This is a genomic window from Aminobacter sp. NyZ550 (assembly GCF_025628925.2).
Lineage (GTDB): Bacteria > Pseudomonadota > Alphaproteobacteria > Rhizobiales > Rhizobiaceae > Aminobacter > Aminobacter ciceronei.
The window spans coordinates 337018-363102 of record NZ_CP114190.1; the positions used below are offsets into that span (position 1 = coordinate 337018).

The window sequence follows — 26085 nt, forward strand, 5'->3', positions numbered from 1 at the left end:
AACGCCGTCGTCCTTCTTACCATCGTCATTTTTGGTATACTATATGCAAGAAATTGCCAAAAAGAACCACTGGACCGATTTCTTGCGTGATATTCGTGAACGAAATTTCAGCAATCACGTTCTAAATTTTGTGCATTTTCAATAATTTACGGCGCCGTTTGGCGAATTTCAGAAACTCGACCCGGTATCGTCAGCAAAGTTGATCAACAATCGCTTGACAGTCGATTGCATACAATCCACTCTTCTGGCCGAGGGATGTGGCGGCCCACACTATCAGCGCAGCACAAGACTGCGCGCATCAGGTCGATTTTGTTGTCTTTGGCGAATGGGTGGACCAATGAACGTACTGACGAGACTGACAAGCAGCGCCGCCGTGGCGGCAATCATGGCACTTTCCCCGCTGTCGGCGCTGGCCGCCGACATCACCATCGCGATCGGTTCGGAGCCTTCGACGCTCGACCCGCAGGTGCGCGACGACGGCGGCGAGCGCGCGATCAACGACAATGTCTATGAGACGCTGATGGCGCGCACGCCGGACGGCGAGCTCATCGCCGGCCTTGCGGCCGCGGCGCCGACGCCGGTCGACGCCAAGACCTGGGAGTTCAAGCTCAGGCCCAACATCAAGTTCCACAATGGCGAGGCGTTCAACGCGGATGCCGTCGTCAACAGCGTCAAACGCGTCATCGATCCGGCGCTGAAGTCGGAGCAAGCCGCCTATTTCGGCACCATCACCGGCGCCGAGAAGGTGGACGACCTGACAGTGCGCATCATCACCTCCGGTCCGGATCCGATCCTGCCCTCTCGCATGTACTGGATGAAGATGATCCCGGCGACCTATGCGGCGGACGCCAAGTTCGCCGAGGCGCCGGTCGGCACCGGCCCATATAAGTTCACCAGTTGGAACCGCGGCCAGGACATCGTGCTGGAGAAGAACGCCGACTATTGGGGCGATGCCGCGTCGATCGACAAGGTGACATATCGCTTCGTAGGCGAATCCGGCACGCGCCTTTCCGGCCTGATGGCGGGCGAGCTCGATGTCATCACCAACCTTCTGCCGGAGTTCGCCCAGCAGGCGCCGAAATTCGCGGCCGTCAGCGGCCTCGAAACCAGCCTGATGATCGTCTCGACCGACAACGAGGTGACCAAGGATCCGCGTGTCCGCGAAGCGATGAACATTTCGGTCGACCGCAAGGCACTGGCCGAGAGCCTGTTCGGCGGCTACGCCACACCGGCCAAGGGCCAGGTCGTCAACCCCAAGGCCTTCGGCTACAACAAGTCGCTGCCCGACTATGTCTTCGACGTGGACAAGGCCAGGGCGCTGATCAAGGAAGCAGGCGCCGAAGGCAAGACCATCAAGCTCGTCGGCGAGGCCGGGCGCTGGCTCAAGGACCGCGAACTGATCGAGGCCGTCGGCGCCTACTGGAAGGACGCGGGCCTCAACGTCGACATCAAGATCGAGGACTTCGGCGAGTACCTGAACCAGTTGTTCGACAAGAACACACGGCCGGATGCGATCTTCCTGTCGAACTCCAACGAGCTGCTCGACGTCGACCGTGAAATGACCGCCGTGCTACAAAGCAAGGCGAGTTCCGCGTCCAACAGCGACCAAGAAATGTCGGACCAGATCAGCGCCGCCAGGACCGAGACCGACATCGAGAAGCGCCAGGCCATGTATGACGCCATCACCAAGAAGTCGTACGATCTGTCCTATCTCGTCCCGCTGCTCAACCAGCAGGACATCTACGGCTTCTCCAAGCGCCTGGAATGGCAGCCTCGCGTCGACTCCAAGCTCCTGGTCAAGGAGATGAAGATCACGGAGTAACCGGAACGATTGCGGCTTCGAACAACACAACAAGCGAACCGCAACAGATACGGGGCCGGCTCGACGAGGGCCGAGCCGGTTCCGGCAAATGGAGAGGACTATGGGTGGTTTTCTGCTCCGCCGGATTGGACAAGGTCTCCTTGTCGTGATCGGCGTGACCGTGATCGTTTTCATCGCCACACGCATGGTCGGCGATCCGGTAAAGGTGATGCTGCCGCTGTCGGCGACCGACGCCCAGCGCGCGGCCTTTGCCCAGCAGATCGGCCTCGACCGGCCTATCGCCACGCAATTCGTCGATTTCGTCAGCGACATGGCCCGCCTCGATTTCGGCGACAGCCTTTGGCAGCGCCGGCCGGCCCTCGACGTGGTGCTCGAACGCCTGCCCAACACGCTGAAGCTGATCGGCGCCGGCCTCGGCCTGGCGATCCTGTTGTCGCTGCCGCTCGGCGCCATCGCCGCGCTCCGGCCCGGTGGCTGGGTCGACCGGACGACCGTCTTCGTCGGCCTGTTCGGCCTGTCCCTACCGCAATTCTGGTTCGGCCTGCTGATGATCGTGTTCTTCGCCGTCACCCTCGGCTGGCTGCCGACATCGGGCATGGGCGGTGCGCGCTACTACATTCTGCCGGCAATCACGCTGGCCCTGCCCTCGCTGGCCCGGCTGGTGATGCTGGTGCGCTCGTCGATGATCGACGAGCTGAACCAGCAATATGTCCGCACCGCCCGCGCCAAGGGCCTGCATTTCAAGCGCGTGGTGATGGTGCATGCGATGCGCAACACGCTGGTTCCATTCGTGACGCTGGCCGGCTGGGAGCTGATCAGCGCACTGGCCGGCTACACTGTCGTTGTCGAGACGGTGTTTGCCTGGCCCGGCCTCGGGCTGACGGCAATGCAGGCGATCCAGAAGAGCGACCTGTTCCTGCTCCAGGCCATCGTCTTCACCGTCGCCGTTCTGATCGTGGTCATCAATGTCGGCCTCGATGTCATCTACAAACTCATCGACCCACGGATAAGGTTGGCTTGAGATGGCTATCCCCATGCCTGTGACGACGCCGGTGGCAACCGCCCGCAACGCCGCGCAACGTCCGACTCTGCTGAGCAGGCTCGACGAATTCGGCCGTGAGCTCTGGCAGGACAAGCTCGGCACGCTCGGCTTTGCCGTCATCGTCGCCCTTTTGCTGATGGCGATCCTCGCGCCACTGCTGGCGCCCTACGATCCGGCCGCCCAATCGGTGATCTCGCGTCTCAAGCCGCCGGCCTGGCTGCCAAAGGGCAGTTGGGAACACATCCTCGGCACCGACCATCTCGGCCGCGACGTGCTTTCGCGCGTCATCTACGGCGCCCGCGCCTCGCTGCTGGTCGGGGTGCTTGTGGTGCTGTTCGCCGGCAGCTTCGGCGTCGTGCTCGGCCTGTGGGCCGGCTTCAGAGGCGGCCGCACCGACTCGATCATCATGCGCATCGTCGACGTGCAGGTGGCATTCCCCGGCCTGCTGCTGATCCTGCTGGTCATCTCGGTCATCGGCCCGAGCATGGCGACCATGATCATCGTGCTCGTCGTCACCAACTGGATGGTCTATGCCCGCGTCGTCCGCGGCATCGTGCTGTCGGTCCGGCAGACACCCTATGTCGAGGCAGCCGAAATGATCGGCTGCAAGACCTCGCGCGTCATCTTCCGCCACATCCTGCCGAACCTGACCTCGCCGCTTCTGACGCTCGGCATCCTCGAATTCACCAACATCGTGCTGGCGGAAGCGGCTCTGTCCTTCCTCGGCCTCGGCGTGCAGCCGCCGGCGACGAGCTGGGGCCTCGATGTCGCCAATGGCCGCGACTACATCTTCGTCGCCTGGTGGCTGATCACCTTCCCCGGCCTGTCGATCGCCACCACGGTGCTTGCGGTCAATCTGTTCGCCAGTTGGGTGCGCGTCACCACCGACCCGCAGGAGCGCGAGAAGCGCTTCGCCTACCAGCGCGCCAAGCTGGCCGCCCGGCGGGCCCGCCGCAGCCCGCAAGCCCAAAGCTCGGAAGCCAAAAGCCAAGGAGGCCGCTCATGAGTGTCAGCGCCAACAGCACAGGCACGCCGCTCCTCGAGGTCGAAAAGCTGAAGGTCGAGTTCGACACCAGGCGCGGGCTGGTCCAGGGCCTGCGCGGCGTGACCCTGTCGATCGGCCGCGGCGAGACACTCGGCGTTGTCGGTGAATCCGGCTCGGGCAAGAGTGTCACCGCGCAAGCTGTGATGGGGTTGATCGACCTGCCCGGCCGCATCGCTTCGGGCGACATCAGATGGAAAGGCCGTTCGCTGCTCGGCTCCGATGGCGAGCGTTACGCCCGCGACATCAGGGGCAAGGAAGTGGCGATGGTCTTCCAGGACCCGATGACCTCGCTCAACCCGGTGCTCAAGATCGGTACCCAGATCGGTGAGGTGCTGGAGCGGCATCTCGGCATGACGCGCGCCCAGGCCCGCAACCGCGCCGAAGAGCTGCTTGCCGCGGTCGGCATCAGCGCCCCCGGGCGTCGGCTCGATCAGTATCCGCACGAGTTTTCAGGCGGCATGCGCCAGCGCGTCATGATCGCCATGGCGATTGCCTGCGAGCCTGAGCTGTTGATCGCCGACGAGCCGACGACGGCGCTCGACGTCACGATCCAGGCGCAGATCCTCGAACTGCTCGCCGAGTTGCAGCAATCGCTCGGCCTGTCGGTGGTGCTGATCACCCACGACCTCGGTGTCGTCGCCGGGCTCTGCCATCGCGTGGCGGTGATGTATGCCGGGCAGATCATCGAGACCGGACTGGCCGAGGACGTGTTCGAGCGTCCGGCGCATCCCTACACGCAAGGGCTGTTGCGCTCGACTCCGCGGCTCGACGAGGTGTCCGACCGCCTGGTTTCGATCGAGGGCACGCCCCCGAACCTGGTGACGCCGCCGGAGGGTTGCTCGTTCCAGCAGCGCTGTCCGCTGTCGGGCGAGGCCTGCCGCAAGGCGCCCAAGCTCGAACATATCCGCCCGGACGCCGAGGCCGCCTGCTGGCGGCCGTCGGTACCGGCCTGGGCAACGCCGCTGATGTCGCCCACCTTCCCCTGACAGGAATTTTTCGATGCTCAACCCCGTGCCAGCCCAGCCGCCAGCACCGCCACTGCTCAGCGTGCAGGGCCTCGACGTCACCTATGAAACAGGTGCTCAGGGCTTCTGGGGGCGACCCAAGGCGTTCAAGGCGCTGGAAGATATCTCCTTCGACCTCCACCCGGGCGAGACACTCGGACTTGTCGGCGAATCCGGCTCCGGCAAGACCACGACGGGCCGCGCCGTGCTGCGGCGCATCACGGCCTCGGCGGGCAAGATCGTCTTCCAGGGCAAGGACATCACCCACACCAAGGGCGAGGCGCTGCGCAAGCTCCGCCGCAACATGCAGCTGGTGTTCCAGGATCCTTATGCCAGCCTCAACCCGCGGATGCGGGTGATCGACCTCGTCGCCGAGCCGCTCCTGGTGCACGGACTGATCCGCCATGTCGACGAAGCCCGCGACCGCATCACCGAATTGCTGCGCATCGTCGGTCTGCCGGCGGACGCGCATGACCGTTTTCCGCACGCCTTTTCCGGGGGGCAGCGTCAGCGTATCGGCATTGCCCGGGCGCTGGCGTTGCAGCCCGAGTTCATCGTCGCCGACGAGCCGGTGTCGGCGCTCGACGTCTCGGTGCGGGCGCAGGTGGTGAACCTGATGCAGGACCTGCAGCGTGAGTTGGGGCTGAGCTACCTGTTCATCGCCCACGACCTCTCGGTGGTGCGCCACATCTCGCATCGCGTGGCGATCCTCTATGCCGGGCGCATGGTCGAGATCGCCGATCGCGACGATCTCTACGACCATCCGATCCACCCCTATACCGAGGCGCTGCTGTCGGCGGTGCCGGTGCCCGACCCGCGTACCCAGCGCCAGCGCAAGCGTATCGTCTATGGCGGCGAGATCCCCGACCTGGTCAACCCGCCGGCCGGCTGCCGCTTCTCGACACGCTGCCCGCTGGCGACGGAGCAGTGCCACAAGGAAGCGCCGAAATTGTCGGAGCGTTCCGCCGGCCATCTCGTCGCCTGCTGGAACAGATAGCCCCCGCTATCGGCCTGACGGCCTTCGGTCATTCGCCGAACTTGCCGGTGGCGAGCGCCGCCCGGCCGTATTTGTTGTTGGCCTCGAGCAGCCTGATCAACGTTGCCAGGAACGCATCGCGTTCCTTGTCGCCGAGCGTGTCGAGCAGCCTGTCCTGGGCGCGGCTCATCGCCGGATGCATGGCCGCGACCAGCTTCTCGCCCTCGCCGGTAAGGCGCGCCAGTACCATGCGCTTGTCCTCGGTGCTGCGGGTGCGCTCGACCAGCCCGCGCTGGGCCAGCCGCGACAGCACGTCGGCGACGTTGGTGCGGTCGATGCCGAGCGCCTGGGCAAGTGAGATCTGGTCGGAATCGGGATTGCCCGAAAGGATGGTCAGCAGCCCGTATTGCACCGGCGTAATGCCGAAACCCTCGCACTCCTCAAAGAACAGGGCGTAGTGGACCTGGTGCAGCCGGCGGATGAGATAGCCCGGCCGCTTCCACAGCGGCAGCCGCTCGATGAGCTGCTGCAGTTCGGGATTAGGCGCGGCGGCCGTTGCTTTTTTGTTCTGCGTCCCGTCCGTCCTAACCGACTTGGCCACGCTCATTCCCCTTGCCTGTCACTGCCCATCTCTATCCCTTGCCGGACCGGCGGGAAAGAGCGGTACCACCGCATACTTCCGGCCCTCGAAACGGCAATCGCGGGACGCCCGCCGCTCTGGAACCTTTGCCTGGCAAGGCGTTGCGCCTTGCGCACGCAATAAAAGGAAGTATACTGATGATTATTGGGAACACCGGAAAAGGAGAGTAGCATGGCGCAGGAACCGCTGGCCACGAAAGGCAACTTCCTTCACATCTACGACTTCCGCGTGGAAGTCGGACGCGAAGACGAATTCGTCCAACTGTTCGAGGAGTTCGACTATTCGGACGGCAATCCGATGCACAAGTCCTGGGCCCAGGTGAAGGACGGCGTGTTGTGCCGCGACACCGAGGATCCGCAGCGCTTCTTCCTCATCGCCGAGTGGTCCGACATCGTCGAGCACGCCAAGATCCGCAAGGTGCTGGCGGAAGAGCTCAAGCCGGCCTTTGTCGGCCTGATCGAGGGCCGCAAATTCGTGCCGAAATATGTCGAGGTCGTCTCGTCGACGCCCGACGAGATCCTCAACTCTGCGTCGCACTGACTGCCGGGGCGATGCGCACGCTCTACACCTTCTTCAGATCGTCGACCTCGTATCGGCTGCGCATCGCGCTCGCGCTCAAGGGGCTCGACTGGGAGCCCCGCTTCATCAGCCTGCCCAGGATGGATCACCGCACCGCCGACTATATGGCTCTCAACCCGCAGGGCCTGGTGCCGGCGCTTGTGGACGACGGCCAGGTCTTCGCGCAAAGCCTCGCCGTGCTCGAATATCTCGACGAAACCCACCCCGAGCCGCCGCTGCTGCCCACTGACCCCGCCGGGCGCGCTTATGTCAGGGGCCTCGCCCAGATCATCGGCTGCGACATCCACCCGCTCAACAATGTGCGCGTGCTGAAGTACCTGAAGGCGCGCTGGCAGCTGTCCGACGACGACACCAACGAATGGTACCGGCACTGGATCGAGGAAGGCTTCAGGTCGTTCGAGGCGACACTTCGCGCCGGCTGCCGGCATGGCCGCTATTGCCTTGGCGACACGATCACCATCGCCGACATCTGCCTGGTGCCGCAGGTGGCCAATGCCCGCCGCTTCGACTGCGACCTTTCCGCATTCCCGCTGTCGGTCGAGATCGCGGGCGCCGCTGCCGCCCTGCCCGCTTTCGCCGAGGCACATCCAAGCCTTCAGCCGGACGCGTTTTGAACTGTCGGCGCGGCCGTCCCGGTCAGCGCTTGCGCGCGACGATATAGGGCCTGTTGTCGTTGCCCTTTGTCGCGTGGTTTTCAGTCGCGACGACCTCGAAGCCCGCGGCAGAAATCATCCGGACCAGTTCTGCTGTACTGAAGGCACCGGCATGCGGCGCAAGTCCTGTGGCACGCATGACTGGCAACAGCGCCAGCCGGATCAGCGGGTTCATGTCGCCGAGGCACGGCGTCTTGGAGACGAACAGACCGTCGCTGGCCAGCAGCGTGTGGATGCGCCGCAAGGTGCCGGGCAGGTCGCGCACCAGATGCAGGTAGTTGAAACCGAGAACTACCTCGAACTGCCCGGACCCGAGCTGGTGCGCCTCGGCTGTAGCGGTCAGGAAGTCGAGACCCCTGATCGGGCAAACCAACCGCTTTTCCTCGGCAATCTCGATCATCGCTGGCGAGAAATCCGTCCCGAGATAGGATTTCACGTCACCGGCCAGCAGCATCGCCGTCGACCCGGTGCCGCATCCCAGTTCCAGCACCTGGTCGCCGGCCCGCAGCAGCCCGCGCGTCCGGTCCAGCGTGCGGGCGTAGCCGCTTTGGTCGGCCACCGCCGCCTTGGCATATCTGCGTGAAGACCGGTCCCAGAAGCGGGCGTCGCTCGCAATGCTCATCAAGGATGCTCCTTCACGGTCATACGAACCGGTACAATGTCGAAACCACGATCCAATCGAAATGGCATGTCGCAGTGATGAATAATCGGAGAGTCTTGCGGCAACATTGCGAGAAGCAGATGCGCAACGCGCGCGCACCTTTATCTATCTCCACTTCTTACGCGGCGGCACGTATCTGTCTTGTAGAGAACACAGACATATTCTTCCGTGCCCCGCGCCACCCTCAGGAAAGCACCATGGCGGCCCAATATGGCTTCAAGCTCCCCCCCGGGAACCTTGCCTTCTCCCGCCATCGATACGATCTGATCATCCAGAGTTGTGAAGCCCGTCCACCGTGGCACGACGACAAAAATTCGCTTCATCGTCAGCCGGCCTGCGGCAACGGGCTGGTATCCTTGTCGCAGCAAATCGTTGCTTGAGGGGCGTTCAGCCGCCGCCGAGTGGCCGGGACATGCGCACAGCAGTAATGCAAGCGTCAAAGCTGCCGCGATGCCACGGTTCATGAAGAACACCCTACGTCACGAGATGATAAGGCGGCAAAGCAGTTTATTGGCGCCAATAGGCCCACGCCCTGGCGCTTCGGCAAAACTGCCTTGTTCTCGATCAGCCATGAAAGATGCATGACAAGGCCTGCATCGCTCCCGGTTCAACCGCTCCACTCAACAACCGCAAGTCTCGGCCTGTTGCAACGGGTCAAATCTTGGGGTCATGCAGCGGGCCATGAAACGACCGGAGATCCTCGACCCGGGTGCCGCCGGCCGTTTGGCAAGAGCCACCTTCTCGCGCGCCTTCATGTCAGACACCAAGTGGCGGAAACTGATTGCCGCAGTGCGCGCCACGCGCATGTGAGATGCATGACGGTTCAATTCATCGATGCCGCCAATGTCCGACAGATGCGCTTTCCACCTGGACTAAGCCTACCCTTGGCCTTACATCGACACCATCGAATTCGGGCCGGTCGAACTTCGGTCCATTGTATGGGTGGAATTCGATGCCGACCTCACGGACCTGCTCGGCCCGATCGGCAGATGTTCGATCGAGCTGCGTGACGGCAGGACCAGAATAGTCGGCTATCTGGCCTGAGCGCGCCCACCCCTCACGCCGTTCGCCGCTCGGCTACCGTTGCCTTGTCGTAGCCGGCGACCTTCTTGTAGCTGTTCGACAGCGCTGCCAGTTCGTCCTGGGTGATGACGTCGTCGAGCCGGGCGAAAGGGCGGTCCCCGGTGCGCTCATGGACCTCCTTGAGGATGACATCGGGCGGAGTGGAGCGGTTGGTGCGCACGACAGTCGCGGTCGCCTGCAGCCGCTTGTCCTCATACGCCTTGAGCACAGCCGCGACATCGCCCCCCGATGCAAAGCAGTCGGCAAGCGCACGCGCATCAAGGATCGCCTGGCCGGCACCGTTGGAGCCGCGCGGATACATCGGGTGGGCGGCATCGCCGAGCAGCGTCAGCCGGCCAAAGCTCCATCGGGCGAGCGGATCCTTGTCGACCATCGGATATTCGAGGATCGCCTCGGCACCTCGGATCAGGCCGGGCACATCGAGGAAATCGAAGCTCCAGTCGGCGAAGGCATGGATGAAGTCGTCGAGCCGGCCGCGGCGGTTCCAGTCCTGCTGGTGATAATCAGGCGTCTCGATCTCGGCGACCCAGTTGATCAGCTGGCGACCGTCAGCGTCGAGCTTGTTGCGGATCGGGTAGATGACCATCTTGCCATGCGTCAGCCAGCCGGCGCGGACGTAGCTCGCGCCGCCGAGATAGGGCCGCCACCAGGTCGTGCCGCGCCACATGTTGACGCCGGAATAGATCGGGCCGCCATCGTCGGGCACAAGCTTGCGGCGCACGACGGAGTGGATACCGTCGCAGCCGACGATTGCGGCACCGGTCTGGACGGGCCGGTCTTCGCCGGTGCGGCCGTCGACGAAACGGGCGATCGCCGCATCCGCTGTCTGTTCGACATCGATGCATTTCCAGCCGGTAACGACGCAATCCGGGCCGGCCGTCTCGACGAGTGCTGCGTAGAGGATCTGCTGCAGGTCGCCGCGATGGATCTGGAACTGCGGGTAATCATAGCCGGCAAATGTACCGACCGGTTCCTTGTAGATCAGCTGGCCGAAACGGTTGAAGAAGCAGGATTCTCGCGCCGTGACCGCCACCTCGGCGAGTGCTGGCTGCAGGCCGAGCTCGGTCAACTCGCGGCTGGCATGCGGCAGGATCGAGATGCCGACGCCGATCGGCCTGATCTCCTGCGCGCTTTCGTAGACGCGGAAGGCAATGCCCGCCTTGTGCAGCATCAGGGCCAATGTCAGCCCGCCGATGCCTGCGCCGATGATCATCACGTCCATATGGCTCTCCGATCAATTTAAGCAGTATACTGACTATTTTTTTGCTCGAAAGGTGCGACCCGCCGGGTGCCGGGCCTAGACCGCCTCGCGGAACGGCAGCTCGAATTCCTGGCGGGCGTTGCGGTCGAGGATTTCCTTCGCAAGTGCTGCGGCGACGCCCGTCGGCTCGTTGGCGGCGCTGGTCAGGATGAACTCGACCTCCTCGAGCTGCGGCAGTTGCGGGCTGGTCGGCAGCACCATCAGCCCCGACGACACCATGCTGCGCGGCTGAACCATGATGCCGAGCCCGGCGCGCGCCGCTGCCTGCAAGCCGCTCAGGCTGCCGCTGGTGCAGACGATGCGCCAGGGGATGCCCTTGCGGTCGAGCGCCTCGATCGCCGCGACGCGGGTGATGCCGGGACGCGAGAACAGGATCAGCGGCAAGGGCTTGCCGGCTTCGACGACCGATGGGTCGCGCGCCGCCCAGACCAGCCGCTCTGTGCGCACGGCAACACCGCTGCGCGCCTCGCGCTGCTGGTTGAGCCCGACGCGGCGTTTGGCGATGACGAGGTCGAGCGCACCTTCGTCGAGCAAGTCGAACAGCGTGCTCGACAGCGCCACCGTCAGCTCGAGCTCGACCGACGGGTGGCGCTCGGTGAACTTGTGCAGCACGTCGGCCAGGCGGGTGGTGACGAAATCCTCGGAGGCACCAAAGCGGATGCGGCCGCTGAGCCTGGCCCCCTGCAGATAGCTGCGGGCACGTTCGTTGGCGTCGAGGATCGAGCGGGCGAAACCGAGCATCGCCTCGCCGTCCGGCGTCAGCATCACCGAATGGGTGTCGCGGACGAGAAGCCGCCGGCCGACGCTGACTTCGAGCCGCCGGATGTGCTGGCTAACCGTCGACTGGCCGAGGCGCAGATGCACCGCCGCCCCGGTGAAGCTGCGCGAGCCGGCAACCGCTACGAAGGTCTGGAGGAGTATCGGATCGAACATGATCCCTCCCTGTGTTCACGAAACGAAATGAGCATCATTCCTGTATGCGCCATTCACAATACCGCCGGCATTTGGCATACTGTATACAAAATTAGCTCATTGCCAAGGGATCACACGCCTTGTTCGCACGTTTTCGCCCCGACACCTTCATCATGCTGATGATCGCCTGCATCGTGCTGGCATCGCTTCTGCCGGCACAGGGCAGCTTCGCCGGCCATTTCGGCACCGCGACCAACATCGCCATCGCACTGCTGTTCTTCCTCCACGGCGCGCGGCTGTCGCGGGCGACGGTGATTGCCGGCATGACACATTGGCGACTGCACCTTCTGGTGTTCTCGACCACCTTCGTGCTGTTCCCGATCATCGGGCTTGGGCTCGGCCTGCTGGTGCCGACGGTGCTGCCGGCAGCGCTCTATGCGGGCGTACTGTTTTTGTGCGTGCTGCCGTCGACCGTGCAGTCGTCCATCGCCTTCACCGCCCTTGCCGGCGGCAACGTGCCGGCCGCCGTGTGCTCGGCCTCGGCCTCAAACATCATCGGCATGTTCCTGACGCCGCTTCTGGTCGGGCTGCTGTTCGCCAAGACCGGCGGTGGCGGCGTGTCGCTGTCGGCGATCGAAGGCATCATGCTGCAGCTTCTGGCGCCCTTCATCGCCGGCCAGCTCGTCCAGCCCTGGCTTGCCGGCTGGCTCGGCCGGCACAAATGGCTGGTGACTGTCGTCGACCGCGGCTCGATCCTGATGGTGATCTATCTCGCCTTCTCCAAGGCGATGGTCGCAGGCCTGTGGCAGCAGTTGCCGCTGCAGTCGCTGGTGGTGCTGCTGCTGATCGCCGCCTTCCTGCTGTCGACGGTGCTGGCAGTCACCATCTTCGCCAGCCGCTTCCTCGGCTTTTCCAGGCAGGACGAAATCACCGTCGCCTTCTGCGGCTCGCACAAGAGCCTGGCCTCGGGCGTACCGATGGCCAACGTCATCTTCGCCGGCCAGGAGATCGGCGCGATCGTCTTGCCCTTGATGCTCTATCACCAGCTGCAGCTGATGGTCTGCGCCTGGATGGCCAGGCGTTATGCCGAGCGCACCGCCGCCGAACACGCGACGGCAGCGGAAGCCCAAGGCGCGGCGCAATAGCCGCGCCGGAAAGACCTAGATCTTGGTGGCGCCGCCGTGGTTGGCCGGCAGCGAGCGGGCGCGCAGCGGGGCGACCGAGGCGTGCTGCTCGAAAGTCTCCTCACCGAGGCGCTCGACCTTGTGGCTGGGCAGGTCCTTTAGCAGGCCGGCAACGCGGGTGAACGACTGTTCGAGCGCGCGCTCCTTGATCTCGCCGGCCTTCAGGCCGGCCGCCATGTAGTCGATCATGCGCGTGATGATCTCGGTGTCGGCCCAGTAGGCGCACATGCACAAAAGGTCACAGCCGGCATTGATGATGCGGATCGTGGTTTCGGGCTTGTCGAGCCGGTCGGAGATCGCCTTCATGCCGAGATCGTCGCTGACGACGACGCCCTCATAGCCCAGTTCCTTGCGCAAGATATCCTGCAGGATCACCTTCGACATCGTCGCAGGAACGCCTGGGTCGATCTGCGAGATGACGATGTGTGCGGTCATGATCATGCGCGTCCGCGCATCGTTGAAATGACGGAACGCCTCGAGCTCGCGGCTGCGGAACGTCCTGGGGTCGACGTCGATGACCGGCAGCGAATAGTGCGAATCCACCGCCGTATCGCCATGGCCGGGGAAATGCTTGGGGCAACCGAGGACGCCTTCGGCCTGCATCGCATCGAGAAACGCCCTGGCAGCCGGCACCACATCGTCAGGCGTCGTGCCGAACGAGCGCTGGCCGATGACGGGATTGGCCGGGTTGGAATTGACGTCGACGACGGGCGCGAAATTGACGTTGAAGCCGAGCGAGCGCAATTCGACGCCCATCGCCTTGCCGACGTCGGCGGCCTGCTTCGGCCACTCACGCGCATAGGCAAAGGCGGTGATCGGCGCCGGCGGACGCAGCACGCCGCCGCCCTCATGGTCGATCGAGACGATCACCTCGTCACGTTCGATGTATTCGCGCACGTCCGACAGCAGCCTGCTGTGATTGTCGAGCCAGTCCTCATAAGGCGCGTCGGGCAGGAAGTTGGCGCGGAACAGAACGACGCCGGCAGGCCTGAGCAACGACAGCAGCCGCTTGTCCTTGTCGCCGAGCACATGGCCGGGCTGCAGGCCGATCAGAAATCGGTGTCCATAGGACGCAGGACCGCGCCCGAGATCGAATGAGAGATCCATTGCCGTGCCAAACTCCGCCGCTGTCCGCTGCCATCATGTGGCAGACCGATGCAAACAAAGTCCTTAGAACATGAGCGAAGGATTCGGAATCGCTTTCGGATCCGCCGCCCCGCAAAAGATGCGAGGCGGCGTGCCGGCAACGTCAGTTTATGTTAGTCCCCGAACTTCCGTGACTGCCTGGCGACGATGTCAGGCAATTCGGGGTGGCCGCGCAGCGCGGTGAAGGTCCAGTAGCTCTCCAGCCATTCCGGCTGCCCCTCCCAGTCGCCGTCGACCAGCCGCCCGAGATGGACCAAGGCGCGATCGAGGTCGCCGCCAAGTGCGAACGAACCCGCGGCATGGAAGGCATACCAGGAGATGTCGTCGCTGGCCGCCGCGTAGTGACGAGCCCAGTCCAGGCACTCCTCTGCTGGCAGGTCGCCGACATTCTCGGCCGGAAAGGTCGAGCTGAACGCCACATAGGTTGTCGCCTCGACAAGGCCGTTTGTTTCGGCGATCCGCATCGAGGCAGCGTTCGAGGCATGACAATGCCAGCCAATCCGCCGGATGCCGCGGTCGAGGCAACGGGCGACGGTCTGGCGGGTCACCAGCGCGCCGAACCCGCGTCCGCGATAGGCCTCCTCGGTGCCGACGCCGAGTTCGCAGCGGTCGCCCACCACGCTGTCGGCCATGCAATGGCTGACAACAGTGCCGTCATGGATGACGCAATAGCCGATGGCGTGCTGAAGGAAGAGGTCGGGCGAGGTCCAGCTTTCGAGGTGGTCGGTGATCGTCTCGATATCGATTGATACACCGCGGTCGAGCAGTGTCTGGTCGACGAGCGCGAGCTCGAAGCCGTCGGGCAACTGCCGTGCAACGTTCCCCATTCCGCCGATATGCCGAAAGGCCTTGCGGCGATGCAGCCGGGCATATGGATTGTCCCAGATGTCGGCCAGCACCTCACCCCATTCCACGCGGTCGGGGATCAGATAGGCGGTATGCGGGATCGTCCGTTTCAAGGCCGCATAGGACGGCTGGTGGTCGACGTCGCCGGCGAGATAGTAGCCGTCGCCACCTTCGCAAAGCAGCGCCACCCTGGGCCGGGTTGGATCATCCACCCAGATATCGCCGTCAAGCACGCCGGAGGCCACCGCCTCGATGCTGGCGTGTGTGGCAGTAAGACGATCAAGCAGAGGTTCGGCGACGGCAAAGCGGCCGGGTCGAGTTTGTACATAGGCATATGTCCTTGGTCGGCCACGCGCCTCAGCGCGGGCACAAAGATCGATGGTTTCAAAGGCGGCGGCCGGCTTGTCCCGGCCACCTGCCCGTTCTGTCGCGTAAAAGGTCGCTGTCATCTGTCTCTCCGTCGTTTTGAAATGAAACGTGGCTGCTCGCCGCCGCCACGCTGGAAACTCTTGGGGCAAGAGACCGGCAGCCAGCCTCCCGCAAATCTCAGGCCTGTCAGCCCCTCGCCCGTTCGGCGATCAGCTCGCCTTCTGCGCGGTCCGCCTCGGTCACCGATGTCAGCCGCTTGAGGCGGCGGGCGAACCAGGCATTGAGGTCGTCCATCGAGGTGAACATGACCGGCACCACGACAAGGCTGAGCAGCGTCGACGTGATCAGGCCGCCGATCACCGCTACCGCCATCGGCGCACGGAAGCTTGCGTCTGCACCAATGCCGGCCGCCGCCGGCACCATGCCGGCGACCATGGCGATCGTCGTCATGATGATCGGCCGGGCACGGGTCATGCCCGCCTGCATCAGCGCCTCGCGACGCGCCATGCCCTGGGCACGGCAGTCGATGGCGTAGTCGACGAGCAGGATCGAGTTCTTGCAGACGATGCCCATCAGCATCAGGATGCCGATGGTCGACGACAGGTCGAGCGCCGCGCCATAGAGCAGCAGGGCCAGTGCGGCACCCCCGAGCGACAAAGGCAAGGCGATCAAGATGGTGATCGGCTGCAGGAAGTTCCTGAACAGCAGCACCAGCACCGCCATCACCATCAGGATGCCCGCCACCAACGCCAGCGCGAAGCCGCGGAACATCTCGCCCATTTCTTCCGAGGCGCCGTACTTCACATGCTGGACACTGGCGGGAAGGTTCTTCAGCAGCGGCAGCGCTTCGACGGCCGCCATCGCGTCGCCGATCGTCACCCCGTTCAGATTGGCTTCGACGGCCACCATGCGCTTGCGGTCGAGCCGCTCAACCTTGCCTTCCTCGGCGCCGAAGTCGATGTCGGCCACCGAGGTCAGCGGCACCACGGCGCCACTATCGGTGCCGACCCTGAGGTTGCGCAACGTCTCGAGGTCGCCGCGCGCCGACTTGTCGAGCAGCACGCGGATCGGCACCAGCCGGTCGCCCAGGTTGAACTGCGCCGAATTGGCATCGGTTTCGCCAAGCGTGGCGATACGCGCCACGGTGCCGAGCGAGACCACCGACACACCAAGGCGTGCCGCCTCGTCCATGCGCGGCCTGACCAGCAGCTCGGGTGCTGCGGGAGGTTGATTGGACAGCACATTGACCAGTTGCGGCAGCTTGCGCATCTCGTCCTCGAGCTGGCGCGCGGCCAGGTTCAGCTCCTCCGGATTGTTGCCGGCGAGGAAGATGGACAGCTCCTTGCCGCCGGAGTCGCTGGCAAAGCTGAACTGAATGTCCGGCACGCCGGCCAGGATGGGCAACACGGAAAGCTCGAACTCCTTGCGCGAGAGCTGCCTCTCGCTGCGCGGCTTCAGCCTGATGATCAGCGACACCCGGTTGACGTCGCCGGTGATCGCCAGGACACTCGCCACTTCCTGCCGCTTAAACAATTGCGCAACGATGTGATCGGAAACACGCGCCGTCTCCTCGAGCCTGGTGCCCGGCGGCAAGGTGATGCTGGCGTCGGAGACGTTGCTGTCCGTGCTGGGCACGAAACCGGTCGAAAGCTGCGACAACAGGAAGATCGAGCCGGCAAAGAATGCGGCAACCAGCGCGAATGTCGTCTTGCGATGATCGAGCGTCCAGCCAAGCAGAGCGATATAGCGGCGCGACAGGCGCGAGGGTTCGGCAGCATGGTGGCCTGCCCTTTTCGGCTGCAGCAGATAGGCGGCCATCAGCGGCGTCAGCAGGCGGGCCACGACCAGCGAGATCATCACGGCAACTGCGACGGTGATGCCGAACTGCCTGAAGTACTGGCCGACCGCACCGCCGATGAAGCTTACCGGCGCAAACACGGCGACGATGGTCAGGGTCGTGGCGACCACCGCCAGGCCGATGGCATCCGCCGCCTCGATGGAGGCGAGATACGGCCGCTTGCCCATGTCGACATGGCGCTCGATGTTTTCGATCTCGACGATGGCGTCGTCGACGAGGATGCCGATCACCAGGGTCAGTGCCAGCAGGCTGACGCCGTTCAGCGTGTATCCGAGCAGATCCATGACGGCGAAGGTGGGCAGGATCGACAGCGGCATGGCGACCGCAGCGATCAGCGTGGCGCGCCAGTTGCGCAGGAACAGGAACACCACAAGCACCGTCAGGCCCGCGCCCTCGAGCAGCGCGGTCACGGCGGCATTGTAGCTTTCGAGCGTGTATTCGACGTTGGAGATCACCTCGTTGAAGGTGATGTCGGGCGTGCGTGTCGAGATCTCACCGAGGCGTTTGGTCACCGCATCGGCGACGGCGGTGTCGCTGTAACCCTTGGCGCGATAGACCGAGAAGCCGACGACGGCGTCGCCATTGTAGCGGGCGAAGCTGCGCGCCTCGGTCGGTCCATCGGTGATGGTGGCGATGTCGCTGAGCTGCACCCAGCGCTTGCCCGGCAAGGAGACCGAGAGGTTGAGCAGTTGGTCGAAGGAGGTCACGCTGCCGAGCGTGCGGATCGACTGCTCGCGGTCGCCGACCTCACCGCGTCCGCCGGGCACGTTGACGTTGATGCCACGCAACGCGGTGTTGACCTGGTCTGCGGTGACCCCGAGCGCCAGCAACCTGTCGGGATCGAGCGAGACGGTGATCTCGCGGTTGACGCCGCCGAAACGCTCGACCTTCTGGACGCCCGGCACGGCCAGCAACTCGCGGCTGACCATGTCCTCGACGAACCACGAGGCATCGAGCGCCGACATATTGGGCGCCTGCATGGTGAAATAAAGGATGGCGCCGCCTTCGACGTCGACACGCGAGATGACCGGTTCCTGGACCGACTGCGGCAGGTCGGAGCGTATCTGGCCGACCGATTCGCGGACGTCGTTGGTCGCGCGGTCGGGATCGACACCGATCTTGAATTCGACAGTCGTCGTCGACACGCCGTCCTTGATCGTCGAGCGGATGTTCTTGACCCCCGCAAGGCCGGAGATCGACCCCTCGACACGGCGAGTGATCTGGCTCTCCATCTCGGCCGGCGCGGCACTCGGCTGCGTCACCGCGACGGTGACGATCGGAAACGACAGGCTGGGATTGGCGTTGACCGGCAGGCGCATGAAGGCGGCGATGCCGGCCAGCGTCGCCACCACGAACAGCACGATGGTGGGCACCGGCTTGCGGATGGCCCAGGCGGAGATGTTGCTGATCATGGCCTGACGCTTCCGGTCTTGCCGGCGACGTCGATCGTCGCGACCACGTCGCCGTCGCGCAGCGAAGCACCGGCCTTGGCGACGACGACGTCGCCGTCCTTAAGGCCGGCGCGGATTTCGAGCCGGCCATTGTTGCGCATGCCTGTTAGCACCGGCCTGAGGTCGACCTTGCCGTCCTCAACCACGAAGACGGCGGTCTTGTCCTGGCCGCCATAGACCAGCGCCGAGTCTGCAATGACGATCGCCTGGCGCTTTGCCACGACGATGGCGGCGCGGGCAAACGCGCCCGGGAACAGGGCCGTATCCGTCTTGAAGGCGACGCGGGCGACGCCAAGGCGGGTCTCACGGTCGATCTTCGGGGCGATCAGCCGGACCTTGCCGGGGATCTTGCCGTCGACGCCCGGCAGAGTGACCGAGGCATCCTGGCCGACGGCCAGTTGCGGCAGCTCGCGTTCAGGAATCTCCGCCGCCAGCTCGACCTCGCCATCGCGGATCAGCCTGATCAGCGGCTCCCCGCCGGTCAGCGCACCGGCATTGGCGTGGCGTTCGGACACCACGCCGGCAACTGGCGCCACGACAACGTTGCGCTCGACCAGTCGGCGGGATTCGGTGAGCTGGGCCTCGGCCTGGGCAACCTCGGCCTGGGCTAGGACGACGCCCTCGCGCTCGACCGCTTCGGTCGATGCCCGGTCGGCATAACCCTGGGTGGACAGTGCGCCTGACTGCTTCAGCGGCGTCGCACGCTGCAGGGCTGCCAGCGCCTGTTCCGCCTTCGCCTGCTGCTGCGCCAGCGCCGCCTTGGCCCGCGCCAGCCGGCCCTCGCTCTCACGCAGCTGGTTCTTGCGCATCTCGGTGTCGAGCCGAACCAGAATCTGGCCAGCGGCGACGCGATCGCCAACCTCGACCTCGACGCTTGATATGCGCTGTTCCTGGAATGGCGCGCCGACGGCGACCTCTTCGCGGGCCGCAAGCACGCCGGTGAAGGACAGCGTCCATTCGGTCATGTCGCTGGCAACGACGAAGGTCGACACCAGGCGCTTGGCGGTTTCGCCCTGCGCGGCAGCATTGGCGGCGGTATCGGCCGCCGCAGGCAGGACCGCGCTTGCCAGCAGCGCCGCGGCTATCGCCGCGATCCGCGCCCGGCGGTGAAGATAGTGCGTCATTTGGTACAACTTTCCACAGTCCGATGTCTCCGAAGACGGTGCACGCTGGCGCCCTCCAAGCCAGCCTATAATTATTCGATTGATCAATCTATTAATTGGGCCAAACCCGTTTTCATGATCAGCCAAATGACAGGGCACCATTGCAGCAATCTGTCGTCGCGCCGGCGGCCGGCCATTTTTGCGGTGGCAACTTGATTTTCCTCGGGCAAGGCCGATCGAAAGGTCATTTGCCGAGATAGATTTGCCGGCGTGGCTGCGATGACCATCACCCCAAGAAGAGCACGCCGGACTACTTCGTCGGGGCTGGACAGATCACGGCTGATGCGTGGATCGTCGAGGCCGGTCTCGACCTCGCGCTGAGCCCCGATGCCAAGCTCGGCATAGCCTATACCGGCCAGTTCGGCTTCGGCGTCGTCGACCAGAGCTTCCGGGCTAGTCTCGGCGTCAATTTCTGATCAAGGGGGCGACGGAGACGCCGCTCCGGTCTGTCCGCAGTCAGGGCCCCAGACACTCCCCCGCCGCGTACGAACAGTTGGCCAGACCGAGACGCTCGGGAACTCCCTTCGCCGCCCCTCAGATGGAACCTCCCGAGACGCCAGGGGTTGAACCTCCTTCAAGGAGATTCACAATGGCCGACAAGCGAGAGTTCGAAGCAAAATTCTGGAAGTCGATACGTTCAGACATGACCGTGATGGTAAGCGTCTCAGGCATCGACCCGCGCCCGATGACCGCGCAGTTCGATGGCGAACGTAAGACCATCTACTTCTTCACGGCAAGCGACACGGAGCTTGCAGGCAAGCTAGCGCGCGCCAGAAAAGCAACGCTGGTCTACGCGGCCAAGAAACATGACCTGTTTGCCACCGTCCATGGCACCCTCAGGATCGACGGCGACCGCAGCACGATCGATCGGCTGTGGAACCGCTTCGTCGCCGCGTGGTTCGAGAAGGGCAAGGATGATCCGAAGCTCAGGCTGCTGCGGTTCGAACCGGCGGACGCCCAGATCTGGCTCGACGCTTCCAGCCTCGTTGCCGGCGTCAAGATGTTCCTGGGCCTGGGTGATCCCAAGCAGGACTACAAGGACAGCGTGGCGAAAGTGCCCCTTTAGCCAAGAGGCGAGCGAGCTCGGACGTGGTTCGATGAGCGACCCGAGCCATAGGTGACGTTTCGTACCGGACACATGGGTAACACTTTTGGCTTTTGGCCGGAGGTGTTGATGCCGTGGAAGGAGAGTTCGGTGATGGAGGAACGTCTTCGTTTTGTTGCGCGGCTTCTGGATGGCGAGGGCATGAGTGATGTGTGCCGAGAGTTCGGGATTTCCCGCAAGACCGGCTACAAGACCGGCTACAAGATCCTCAACCGCTACAAGGACGACGGCCTGGAGGCGCTGACCGACCGGTCACGGCGGCCGGTCCGCTATGCCAACCAACTGCCCTGTCAGATCGAGCAGGCGATTGTGAAGGCCAAGAAGGACAAGCCGCACTGGGGCGCCAGGAAGATCCGTGAGCTTCTGGTGCGCAAGCTGGCCGGCGACGTTCGGCTGCCGTCGACGAGCACGGTCCATGCCGTGCTCGACCGCCACGGCCTTGTCACGCGCGCCCGTCAGAGGCGGCGCTGCAAGGCCGAGGGCACGCCGCTGTCGGCGGCATGCTGCCCCAACGATCTGTGGTGTGTCGATTTCAAGGGCGAGTTCAGGCTCGGCAATCGCCAGTACTGTTACCCTTTGACGGTGACTGACCAGGCCTCGCGCATGATCCTTCTGTGCGAAGCCCTCGAATCAACGCGGGAGGTGCCCGTCGTCGAAGCCTTCGTGAGGTTGTTCAAGCAGCGCGGCCTGCCGGCGGCGATCAGAAGCGACAACGGGCTGCCCTTCGCCTCTCCCAACGGGCTCTACAATCTGTCCAGGCTCTCGGTCTTCTGGCTGCGGCTGGGCATCGACATCGAGCGCATCAAACCCGGCAACCCGCAGCAGAACGGCAGGCATGAGCGTATGCACCGGACCCTCAAGCAGGAGACGACCCGGCCGCCGGGCATGAACATTCTACAGCAGCAGGCCAGGTTCGATGCATTCGTCAGCGAATTCAATGCCGAACGACCGCACCAAGCGATCGGCATGAAGGTGCCGGACGAACTCTATAAGCCCTCTTCAAGAGCCTATGAGGGGCTGCCAGACCTGCATTACCCCTTCCATGACCGCGACATCCTCGTCACCGCCTGTGGCCGCATCTGCATGCACCGCAAGAAGATCAATATCTCGACCGTGCTCGCCGGCCAGAGGCTCGGAATCACTGAAGTCGATGACGCCATTTGGCTCGTCTCCTTCATGCACTATGATCTTGGCTATATCGACCTCGAACAGAGGACCCTGCAGACCATCGACAACCCGTTCGGCACGAGGTTGTCACCCATGTCTTAGGTACAAACTGTTACCTATGTCTGCGGGCTGTACAGAAATAAGCTGGCGCACCCGACAGGATTCGAACCTGTGACCTCTGCCTTCGGAGGGCAGCGCTCTATCCAGCTGAGCTACGGGTGCTCGTCCGCGGCAGGCCGCGAACCACGCCCGGCGCACCGGACGACGCGCGTTAATAACCGATGCCGCGGCGGGCGGCAACGGGGGGTAGTGGCAAATCGCTATGCTCGGCACCTGCAAATCGCAGCATCACCACTGCCTCCGCCTTCGGACAGCCTAACGCGCCATTCCGCTCGCACGGCGCAATTGACGGCCACCCGCCCGGCGTTGTCTAACGCCACCAGACATGTTCACGCTCGCTCAACCCGAAACCTTCGCCCAGGACATCAAGAAGAGCCGCTTCCTGGCTGCTGCTGGGCCGGTGGCGGACGAGGTGGGGGCGAAGGCGTTTGTTGCTGCCCATTCCGATGCCGGGGCCAACCACAATTGCTGGGCCTGGCGCATCGGCCAGAGCTATCGCTTCAGCGATGACGGCGAGCCGAGCGGCACGGCCGGCAAACCGATCCTTGCGGCGCTCGACGGCCAGCACCTCGACAATGTCGCCGTCGTCGTCACGCGCTGGTTCGGCGGCATCCTGTTGGGTAGCGGCGGGCTGGTGCGAGCCTATGGCGGCACTGCGGCCGCCTGCCTGCGGGCGGCCGCCAAGACCGAGATCGCCATCTCGCTCGAAGCGAAAATCACCTGCGGCTTCGCCGATCTGGCGATCGTTCAGGCAAGGCTCGCGGCCCAGTCGGGCGTGCGCATCGTTGCCGAGACCTTCACCGCGACCGGTGCCGAATTGAAGGTGGCGCTGCCCGAGGCCGACGTCGAAACGATCGTGCGGAAGATCGCCGACCTGACCAGCGGGCGGGCGATCGTCGCCCTACCGGACTGAGGCTGCTTCGATGCTTCGATCGGTCTGGGGCCGGGCCGACTGCCGCGGCCAAACGGTGCGACTGCTGCCTGACCTTGTCGGAGACATGCGAGGCGACGTCCATCAACGCGGCGTTCCCGTCCGCAAAATGCGTGCGTAATCCCGTCCACAATGCTTGCTGGAACAATACTCCAGGAAAAGCGTGCAGTGGTTTTCCGTCCGGAATAGCGTAGCAACGGAAATGAGGCTCCGCGCTCCGAAGCGACCGGGCAGGCAAGACCACAGGAGACAAAAAGATGGACATCAAACGCAGCGGTTCGCGGCCTTCGGCGACGCCCTCGCCCGACTATTTCACCGGCGCGGTGCGCCAAGATCCGGTCATCGAGGCGCCGGCGCCGGCGCGGCTGCGCGCCGTCACCGTCACCTTCGAGCCGGGCGCGCGAACGGCCTGGCACACCCACCCGCTCGGCCAGACACTGGTCGTCACCTCAGGCCTCGGCTGGGCCCAGGTCTGGGGCGGCAAGGTCGAGGAGATCAGAACCGGCGACGTGGTATGGTTCGCGCCCGGCGAAAAGCACTGGCACGGTGCCTCGGCGGCAACGGCCATGACCCACATCGCGCTGCAGGAGGCACTCGACGGCCGTGCCGTCGACTGGCTCGAGCACGTCACTGACGAGCAGTACACCGCGCCGGCCTGAGCCGCGCGGCACCAACCCGTCTGGCTACTGGATTTCGCCCATCGGCACGGGCGCGTCGCCCTGCTGGATGGTCGCGGACGTGTCGACCGGCATAGGCCTGCCAGGGGTAGCGGGTGCCGGCAGGGGTGCTACCAATGCGGTGGCCGCCGGTGCCGGGGTGAACATCTGCGACGCCAGGCTGCCGCCGGCGGCCTGCGGCATGTAGCGCACGATCATCTCCTCGACCTGGGCATTGCGCTTGCGCGCCGTGTCGCCGCCCATGACGACGATCACCAGCTTGCGGCCGTCGGCCTGCACCGAGGTGACGATGTTGAATCCCGAGGCCCTGATGTATCCGGTCTTGATGCCGTCGACGCCGTTGACCCGGCCGAGCAGGTCGTTGTGGCCGCGAATGCGCTTGCCGCGGAAATTGAAGTCGGTGGCCGAGAAGTAATAATAGTGCTGCGGGAAATGCTTGCGCAGCGCCATTCCGAGCACGGCCATGTCGCGCGCCGTGGTGCGCTGCTGCGCATCGGGCAGGCCCGAGGCGTTGCGGAAGACGGTGCTGGTCATGCCAAGCTGGCGCGCCTTCGCCGTCATCTGGCGGGCAAAACCTTCTTCCGAACCGCCGAGATATTCACCGACGGCCACCGCAACGTCATTGGCCGACTTGGTCGCCAGCGCCCGGATCGCCGCATCGAGCTCGATCTGCTCGCCGCGCTTGAAGCCAAGCTTGGACGGCGGCTGCGAGCGCGCATTCTCCGACACCGGAATGAACGTCGTCTTGGCGACGCGACCCTGCTGCATCGCCTCGAAAGTCAGATACAGCGTCATCATTTTGGTCAGCGAAGCGGGATAACGCGGCGCCGTCGCATAGGCTTGGTATAGCGTGCGCCCGTTGGAGGCGTCGACGACGATGGCCGCGAACTTGTCGGGCGCAGCGGCTTGCGGCGCGACGCTCAACGTCTCCGAAGTGGCGCAGCCGGTGACAAGCGTGACCACGGCAAGCAGCGCCACGATAGTGCGCCACAGCCCAGACCACAGAGACCGGGTAAGTCTGAAAGGCGGCAAGAAAGAGTGGGTCTGGGCTAACAAGAAAAGAACCTGTCGGTGATCGCCAAAATTGGGCCCAAGATTGGGATTTGTCACATGCCGGCCGGCAACAACAGCCGAAAATTACAGAACGCACGCCATTCCGTCCATTTCGCCTGGCGCAGCAGATGCATGTTGCGCCGGCGGTGTTGAATATTGGTTACACCCGCCGGCTTGCGCGAAGGATGCCAAATCGGCTCTGTTGGCTGACATAGCGAGGTGATTTGGCATGAGTGAGCATGGTTTCCAGGCCGAGGGCATATCAGCCGCGCTCGACCTTGCCGTTGGCCACATCGCCGATTTCGCCATCACAAGCGGCGGACGCACGCTGAAGCCGCTGCACCGCGCGCCCTGGATCGACCACGACGACTTGCCTGAAGGCCTGCCCGAAGGTGTCGTCAGGCTGTCGGGTGATTTCCTGTGCGCGCCGTTTTCGCGCAGCGACGTGGAAGCGGCACCGCTGCATGGTTGGCCGGCCAACAGCGCATGGGATTTGCTCGCCGACGAAACCATATCAGGCGGACGCCGCGTCAGCTTCCGGCTGCGGCACAAGGTGATGGGCGCCACCGTCGACAAGACGCTCATCCTGCGCGACGACCACCCGTTCCTCTACCAGGAGCATTCGTTCACCGGCGGTGCAGGTTCCATATCGGTCGCCCACCATCCGATCACCGAGATGGCCGCTGGCGGCCGCCTCGCCTTTTCGCCGAAGCGGCTGGCAGCGACACCGCCCGATGTGACCGAGCCCGACCCGGCGCGCGGCGCCCATCTGCTCGCCTATCCCGCCCGCAGCGCCAACCTCACCCGCTTCCCGACAGCGGATGGCAGCCAAACCGACCTCACCTGCTACAGTGCGACGCGCCGGCACGAAGATTTCGTCACCCTCGTCGAGGCCGATCATGGCGGCATGGGCTGGACGGCAGTGGCGCGCACGGCCGAGGCCGACGTCGTGCTGGTGCTGAAGAACCCGGCCGAACTGCCCGTCACCATGCTGTGGATCAGCAATGGCGGCCGCTACTACGCGCCGTGGAACGGCCGGCACGGCGTACTCGGCATCGAGGACGCGCGATCGGCGATCGGCCATGCCGCATCCCTCGGCGATAACTGGCTGAAGCAGGAAGGCATAGAGACGGCCTTCGCACTCGGCAGTCGCGTCGCCTTCCGCCAGATTGTCGGTGCCATGCCTTGGGATGGCGGCGAAGCGCCGTTGCAGGTCGAAGCCCTGCCGGGCCGTCTGCGCCTGACCTTCGCCGATGGCAGCCGGCGCGAGGCACCGTTCGACGAAACCTTTCTGCGGATCGGCCAGCCGATCTTGAAGTGACGCAGCGGCCGCCTCA

Annotated in this window: 24 protein-coding genes and 1 tRNA gene; 14 read left to right on the forward strand and 11 right to left on the reverse strand. The window is 64.4% G+C overall.

Features of this window, described 5'->3' with window-relative positions; genetic code table 11:
* Positions 1 to 337: 337 nt before the first annotated feature.
* The 5 genes from N7E70_RS01725 to N7E70_RS01745 all read left to right on the forward strand — a co-directional run bounded on the left by N7E70_RS01725 (position 338) and on the right by N7E70_RS01745 (position 5910).
* Positions 338 to 1822, forward strand: coding sequence for an ABC transporter substrate-binding protein (locus N7E70_RS01725; RefSeq protein ID WP_442866486.1), 1485 nt, complete (start codon positions 338 to 340; stop codon positions 1820 to 1822).
* A 100-nt stretch (positions 1823 to 1922) separates the two neighbouring features.
* On the forward strand, positions 1923 to 2843 hold the full coding sequence (locus N7E70_RS01730; RefSeq protein WP_067955034.1) for an ABC transporter permease: 921 nt from the start codon (positions 1923 to 1925) through the stop codon (positions 2841 to 2843).
* Between the two features lies 1 nt (position 2844).
* On the forward strand, positions 2845 to 3870 hold the full coding sequence (locus N7E70_RS01735; protein ID WP_246340571.1) for an ABC transporter permease: 1026 nt from the start codon (positions 2845 to 2847) through the stop codon (positions 3868 to 3870).
* Complete coding sequence (locus tag N7E70_RS01740) at positions 3867 to 4895, forward strand: ABC transporter ATP-binding protein (protein ID WP_154384522.1); 1029 nt, start codon at positions 3867 to 3869, stop codon at positions 4893 to 4895. Before N7E70_RS01735 ends, N7E70_RS01740 begins: the two co-directional genes overlap by 4 nt.
* Before the next feature lie 13 nt (positions 4896 to 4908).
* Positions 4909 to 5910 carry an ABC transporter ATP-binding protein gene (locus N7E70_RS01745; RefSeq protein WP_067955038.1) on the forward strand — a complete coding sequence of 334 codons (1002 nt, stop codon included), beginning with the start codon at positions 4909 to 4911 and terminating at the stop codon, positions 5908 to 5910.
* 28 nt (positions 5911 to 5938) lie between these two features.
* On the opposite strand, the gene N7E70_RS01750 is transcribed toward N7E70_RS01745, so the two are convergent.
* Complete coding sequence (locus N7E70_RS01750; RefSeq protein WP_246787013.1) at positions 5939 to 6490, reverse strand: MarR family winged helix-turn-helix transcriptional regulator; 552 nt, start codon at positions 6488 to 6490, stop codon at positions 5939 to 5941.
* Positions 6491 to 6700: 210 nt separating this feature from the next.
* Between N7E70_RS01750 and N7E70_RS01755 the strand changes: the two genes are divergently transcribed.
* Together N7E70_RS01755 and maiA are read left to right on the forward strand one after the other, a co-directional pair.
* Positions 6701 to 7069 carry a hypothetical protein gene (locus N7E70_RS01755; protein WP_263005382.1) on the forward strand — a complete coding sequence of 123 codons (369 nt, stop codon included), beginning with the start codon at positions 6701 to 6703 and terminating at the stop codon, positions 7067 to 7069.
* 11 nt (positions 7070 to 7080) lie between these two features.
* A complete protein-coding gene (maiA, locus tag N7E70_RS01760; protein WP_154384521.1) occupies positions 7081 to 7722 on the forward strand; it encodes a maleylacetoacetate isomerase in 642 nt (213 codons plus the stop codon).
* A gap of 22 nt (positions 7723 to 7744) precedes the next feature.
* On the opposite strand, the gene N7E70_RS01765 is transcribed toward maiA, so the two are convergent.
* Both N7E70_RS01765 and N7E70_RS01770 read right to left on the reverse strand, forming a co-directional pair.
* Positions 7745 to 8383 carry a class I SAM-dependent methyltransferase gene (locus N7E70_RS01765; RefSeq protein ID WP_263005383.1) on the reverse strand — a complete coding sequence of 213 codons (639 nt, stop codon included), beginning with the start codon at positions 8381 to 8383 and terminating at the stop codon, positions 7745 to 7747.
* A gap of 140 nt (positions 8384 to 8523) precedes the next feature.
* Positions 8524 to 8886, reverse strand: a complete 363-nt coding sequence (locus tag N7E70_RS01770) for a hypothetical protein (protein WP_263005384.1) — start codon at positions 8884 to 8886, stop codon at positions 8524 to 8526.
* Positions 8887 to 9103: 217 nt separating this feature from the next.
* Here N7E70_RS01770 and N7E70_RS01775 point away from each other — a divergent pair, with 217 nt between their 5' ends.
* Positions 9104 to 9232 carry a hypothetical protein gene (locus N7E70_RS01775; protein WP_263005385.1) on the forward strand — a complete coding sequence of 43 codons (129 nt, stop codon included), beginning with the start codon at positions 9104 to 9106 and terminating at the stop codon, positions 9230 to 9232.
* Positions 9233 to 9479: 247 nt separating this feature from the next.
* Here N7E70_RS01775 and N7E70_RS01780 read toward each other — a convergent pair whose 3' ends face one another.
* Positions 9480 to 10727, reverse strand: coding sequence for a flavin-dependent oxidoreductase (locus N7E70_RS01780; RefSeq protein ID WP_263005386.1), 1248 nt, complete (start codon positions 10725 to 10727; stop codon positions 9480 to 9482).
* Positions 10728 to 10802: 75 nt separating this feature from the next.
* Positions 10803 to 11699 carry a LysR substrate-binding domain-containing protein gene (locus tag N7E70_RS01785; RefSeq protein ID WP_067955049.1) on the reverse strand — a complete coding sequence of 299 codons (897 nt, stop codon included), beginning with the start codon at positions 11697 to 11699 and terminating at the stop codon, positions 10803 to 10805.
* A 152-nt stretch (positions 11700 to 11851) separates the two neighbouring features.
* Here N7E70_RS01785 and N7E70_RS01790 point away from each other — a divergent pair, with 152 nt between their 5' ends.
* Positions 11852 to 12823, forward strand: coding sequence for a bile acid:sodium symporter family protein (locus N7E70_RS01790; protein WP_067965796.1), 972 nt, complete (start codon positions 11852 to 11854; stop codon positions 12821 to 12823).
* A 15-nt stretch (positions 12824 to 12838) separates the two neighbouring features.
* Here N7E70_RS01790 and N7E70_RS01795 read toward each other — a convergent pair whose 3' ends face one another.
* The 4 genes from N7E70_RS01795 to N7E70_RS01810 form a co-directional block, all read right to left on the reverse strand.
* A complete protein-coding gene (locus tag N7E70_RS01795; RefSeq protein WP_154384517.1) occupies positions 12839 to 13969 on the reverse strand; it encodes a glycoside hydrolase family 3 protein in 1131 nt (376 codons plus the stop codon).
* Positions 13970 to 14121: 152 nt separating this feature from the next.
* Complete coding sequence (locus N7E70_RS01800; RefSeq protein WP_263005387.1) at positions 14122 to 15303, reverse strand: GNAT family N-acetyltransferase; 1182 nt, start codon at positions 15301 to 15303, stop codon at positions 14122 to 14124.
* A gap of 106 nt (positions 15304 to 15409) precedes the next feature.
* A complete protein-coding gene (locus N7E70_RS01805; RefSeq protein ID WP_263005388.1) occupies positions 15410 to 18493 on the reverse strand; it encodes an efflux RND transporter permease subunit in 3084 nt (1027 codons plus the stop codon).
* Positions 18490 to 19656 (reverse strand): efflux RND transporter periplasmic adaptor subunit, encoded by a 1167-nt coding sequence (locus N7E70_RS01810; protein WP_263005389.1) that lies wholly within the window; start codon positions 19654 to 19656, stop codon positions 18490 to 18492. Before N7E70_RS01810 ends, N7E70_RS01805 begins: the two co-directional genes overlap by 4 nt.
* Before the next feature lie 628 nt (positions 19657 to 20284).
* Between N7E70_RS01810 and N7E70_RS01815 the strand changes: the two genes are divergently transcribed.
* Positions 20285 to 20761: a pyridoxamine 5'-phosphate oxidase family protein gene (locus N7E70_RS01815; RefSeq protein WP_263005390.1), complete on the forward strand. Its 477-nt coding sequence runs from the start codon at positions 20285 to 20287 to the stop codon at positions 20759 to 20761.
* A 108-nt stretch (positions 20762 to 20869) separates the two neighbouring features.
* Complete coding sequence (locus N7E70_RS01820; RefSeq protein WP_263005391.1) at positions 20870 to 22069, forward strand: integrase core domain-containing protein; 1200 nt, start codon at positions 20870 to 20872, stop codon at positions 22067 to 22069.
* A 43-nt stretch (positions 22070 to 22112) separates the two neighbouring features.
* Here the strand turns inward: N7E70_RS01820 and N7E70_RS01825 are convergent.
* A tRNA-Arg gene (locus tag N7E70_RS01825) sits at positions 22113 to 22189 on the reverse strand.
* 223 nt (positions 22190 to 22412) lie between these two features.
* Between N7E70_RS01825 and N7E70_RS01830 the strand changes: the two genes are divergently transcribed.
* Together N7E70_RS01830 and N7E70_RS01835 are read left to right on the forward strand one after the other, a co-directional pair.
* Complete coding sequence (locus N7E70_RS01830; protein WP_263005392.1) at positions 22413 to 23000, forward strand: IMPACT family protein; 588 nt, start codon at positions 22413 to 22415, stop codon at positions 22998 to 23000.
* A gap of 275 nt (positions 23001 to 23275) precedes the next feature.
* Positions 23276 to 23677, forward strand: a complete 402-nt coding sequence (locus N7E70_RS01835) for a (R)-mandelonitrile lyase (RefSeq protein ID WP_263005393.1) — start codon at positions 23276 to 23278, stop codon at positions 23675 to 23677.
* 24 nt (positions 23678 to 23701) lie between these two features.
* On the opposite strand, the gene N7E70_RS01840 is transcribed toward N7E70_RS01835, so the two are convergent.
* Positions 23702 to 24673: a D-alanyl-D-alanine carboxypeptidase family protein gene (locus tag N7E70_RS01840; RefSeq protein WP_331461868.1), complete on the reverse strand. Its 972-nt coding sequence runs from the start codon at positions 24671 to 24673 to the stop codon at positions 23702 to 23704.
* 304 nt (positions 24674 to 24977) lie between these two features.
* Here N7E70_RS01840 and N7E70_RS01845 point away from each other — a divergent pair, with 304 nt between their 5' ends.
* Complete coding sequence (locus tag N7E70_RS01845; protein ID WP_263005394.1) at positions 24978 to 26069, forward strand: hypothetical protein; 1092 nt, start codon at positions 24978 to 24980, stop codon at positions 26067 to 26069.
* Positions 26070 to 26085 lie beyond the last annotated feature (16 nt).

Excerpts from the sequence above, each read along its gene's own strand:
- N7E70_RS01755 (WP_263005382.1), top strand. The coding sequence starts at position 6,701 with ATGGCGCAGGAACCGCTGGCCACGAAAGGCAACTTCCTTCACATCTAC.
- N7E70_RS01835 (WP_263005393.1), top strand. The coding sequence starts at position 23,276 with ATGGACATCAAACGCAGCGGTTCGCGGCCTTCGGCGACGCCCTCGCCC.
- maiA (WP_154384521.1), top strand. The coding sequence starts at position 7,081 with ATGCGCACGCTCTACACCTTCTTCAGATCGTCGACCTCGTATCGGCTG.
- N7E70_RS01820 (WP_263005391.1), top strand. The coding sequence starts at position 20,870 with ATGCCGTGGAAGGAGAGTTCGGTGATGGAGGAACGTCTTCGTTTTGTT.
- N7E70_RS01800 (WP_263005387.1), bottom strand. The coding sequence starts at position 15,303 with ATGACAGCGACCTTTTACGCGACAGAACGGGCAGGTGGCCGGGACAAG.
- N7E70_RS01790 (WP_067965796.1), top strand. The coding sequence starts at position 11,852 with ATGCTGATGATCGCCTGCATCGTGCTGGCATCGCTTCTGCCGGCACAG.
- N7E70_RS01845 (WP_263005394.1), top strand. The coding sequence starts at position 24,978 with ATGAGTGAGCATGGTTTCCAGGCCGAGGGCATATCAGCCGCGCTCGAC.
- N7E70_RS01815 (WP_263005390.1), top strand. The coding sequence starts at position 20,285 with ATGGCCGACAAGCGAGAGTTCGAAGCAAAATTCTGGAAGTCGATACGT.
- N7E70_RS01740 (WP_154384522.1), top strand. The coding sequence starts at position 3,867 with ATGAGTGTCAGCGCCAACAGCACAGGCACGCCGCTCCTCGAGGTCGAA.
- N7E70_RS01775 (WP_263005385.1), top strand. The coding sequence starts at position 9,104 with ATGAAACGACCGGAGATCCTCGACCCGGGTGCCGCCGGCCGTTTGGCA.
- N7E70_RS01830 (WP_263005392.1), top strand. The coding sequence starts at position 22,413 with ATGTTCACGCTCGCTCAACCCGAAACCTTCGCCCAGGACATCAAGAAG.
- N7E70_RS01765 (WP_263005383.1), bottom strand. The coding sequence starts at position 8,383 with ATGAGCATTGCGAGCGACGCCCGCTTCTGGGACCGGTCTTCACGCAGA.
- N7E70_RS01745 (WP_067955038.1), top strand. The coding sequence starts at position 4,909 with ATGCTCAACCCCGTGCCAGCCCAGCCGCCAGCACCGCCACTGCTCAGC.
- N7E70_RS01785 (WP_067955049.1), bottom strand. The coding sequence starts at position 11,699 with ATGTTCGATCCGATACTCCTCCAGACCTTCGTAGCGGTTGCCGGCTCG.
- N7E70_RS01795 (WP_154384517.1), bottom strand. The coding sequence starts at position 13,969 with ATGGATCTCTCATTCGATCTCGGGCGCGGTCCTGCGTCCTATGGACAC.
- N7E70_RS01735 (WP_246340571.1), top strand. The coding sequence starts at position 2,845 with ATGGCTATCCCCATGCCTGTGACGACGCCGGTGGCAACCGCCCGCAAC.
- N7E70_RS01805 (WP_263005388.1), bottom strand. The coding sequence starts at position 18,493 with ATGATCAGCAACATCTCCGCCTGGGCCATCCGCAAGCCGGTGCCCACC.
- N7E70_RS01730 (WP_067955034.1), top strand. The coding sequence starts at position 1,923 with ATGGGTGGTTTTCTGCTCCGCCGGATTGGACAAGGTCTCCTTGTCGTG.
- N7E70_RS01810 (WP_263005389.1), bottom strand. The coding sequence starts at position 19,656 with ATGACGCACTATCTTCACCGCCGGGCGCGGATCGCGGCGATAGCCGCG.
- N7E70_RS01770 (WP_263005384.1), bottom strand. The coding sequence starts at position 8,886 with ATGAACCGTGGCATCGCGGCAGCTTTGACGCTTGCATTACTGCTGTGC.
- N7E70_RS01780 (WP_263005386.1), bottom strand. The coding sequence starts at position 10,727 with ATGGACGTGATGATCATCGGCGCAGGCATCGGCGGGCTGACATTGGCC.
- N7E70_RS01725 (WP_442866486.1), top strand. The coding sequence starts at position 338 with ATGAACGTACTGACGAGACTGACAAGCAGCGCCGCCGTGGCGGCAATC.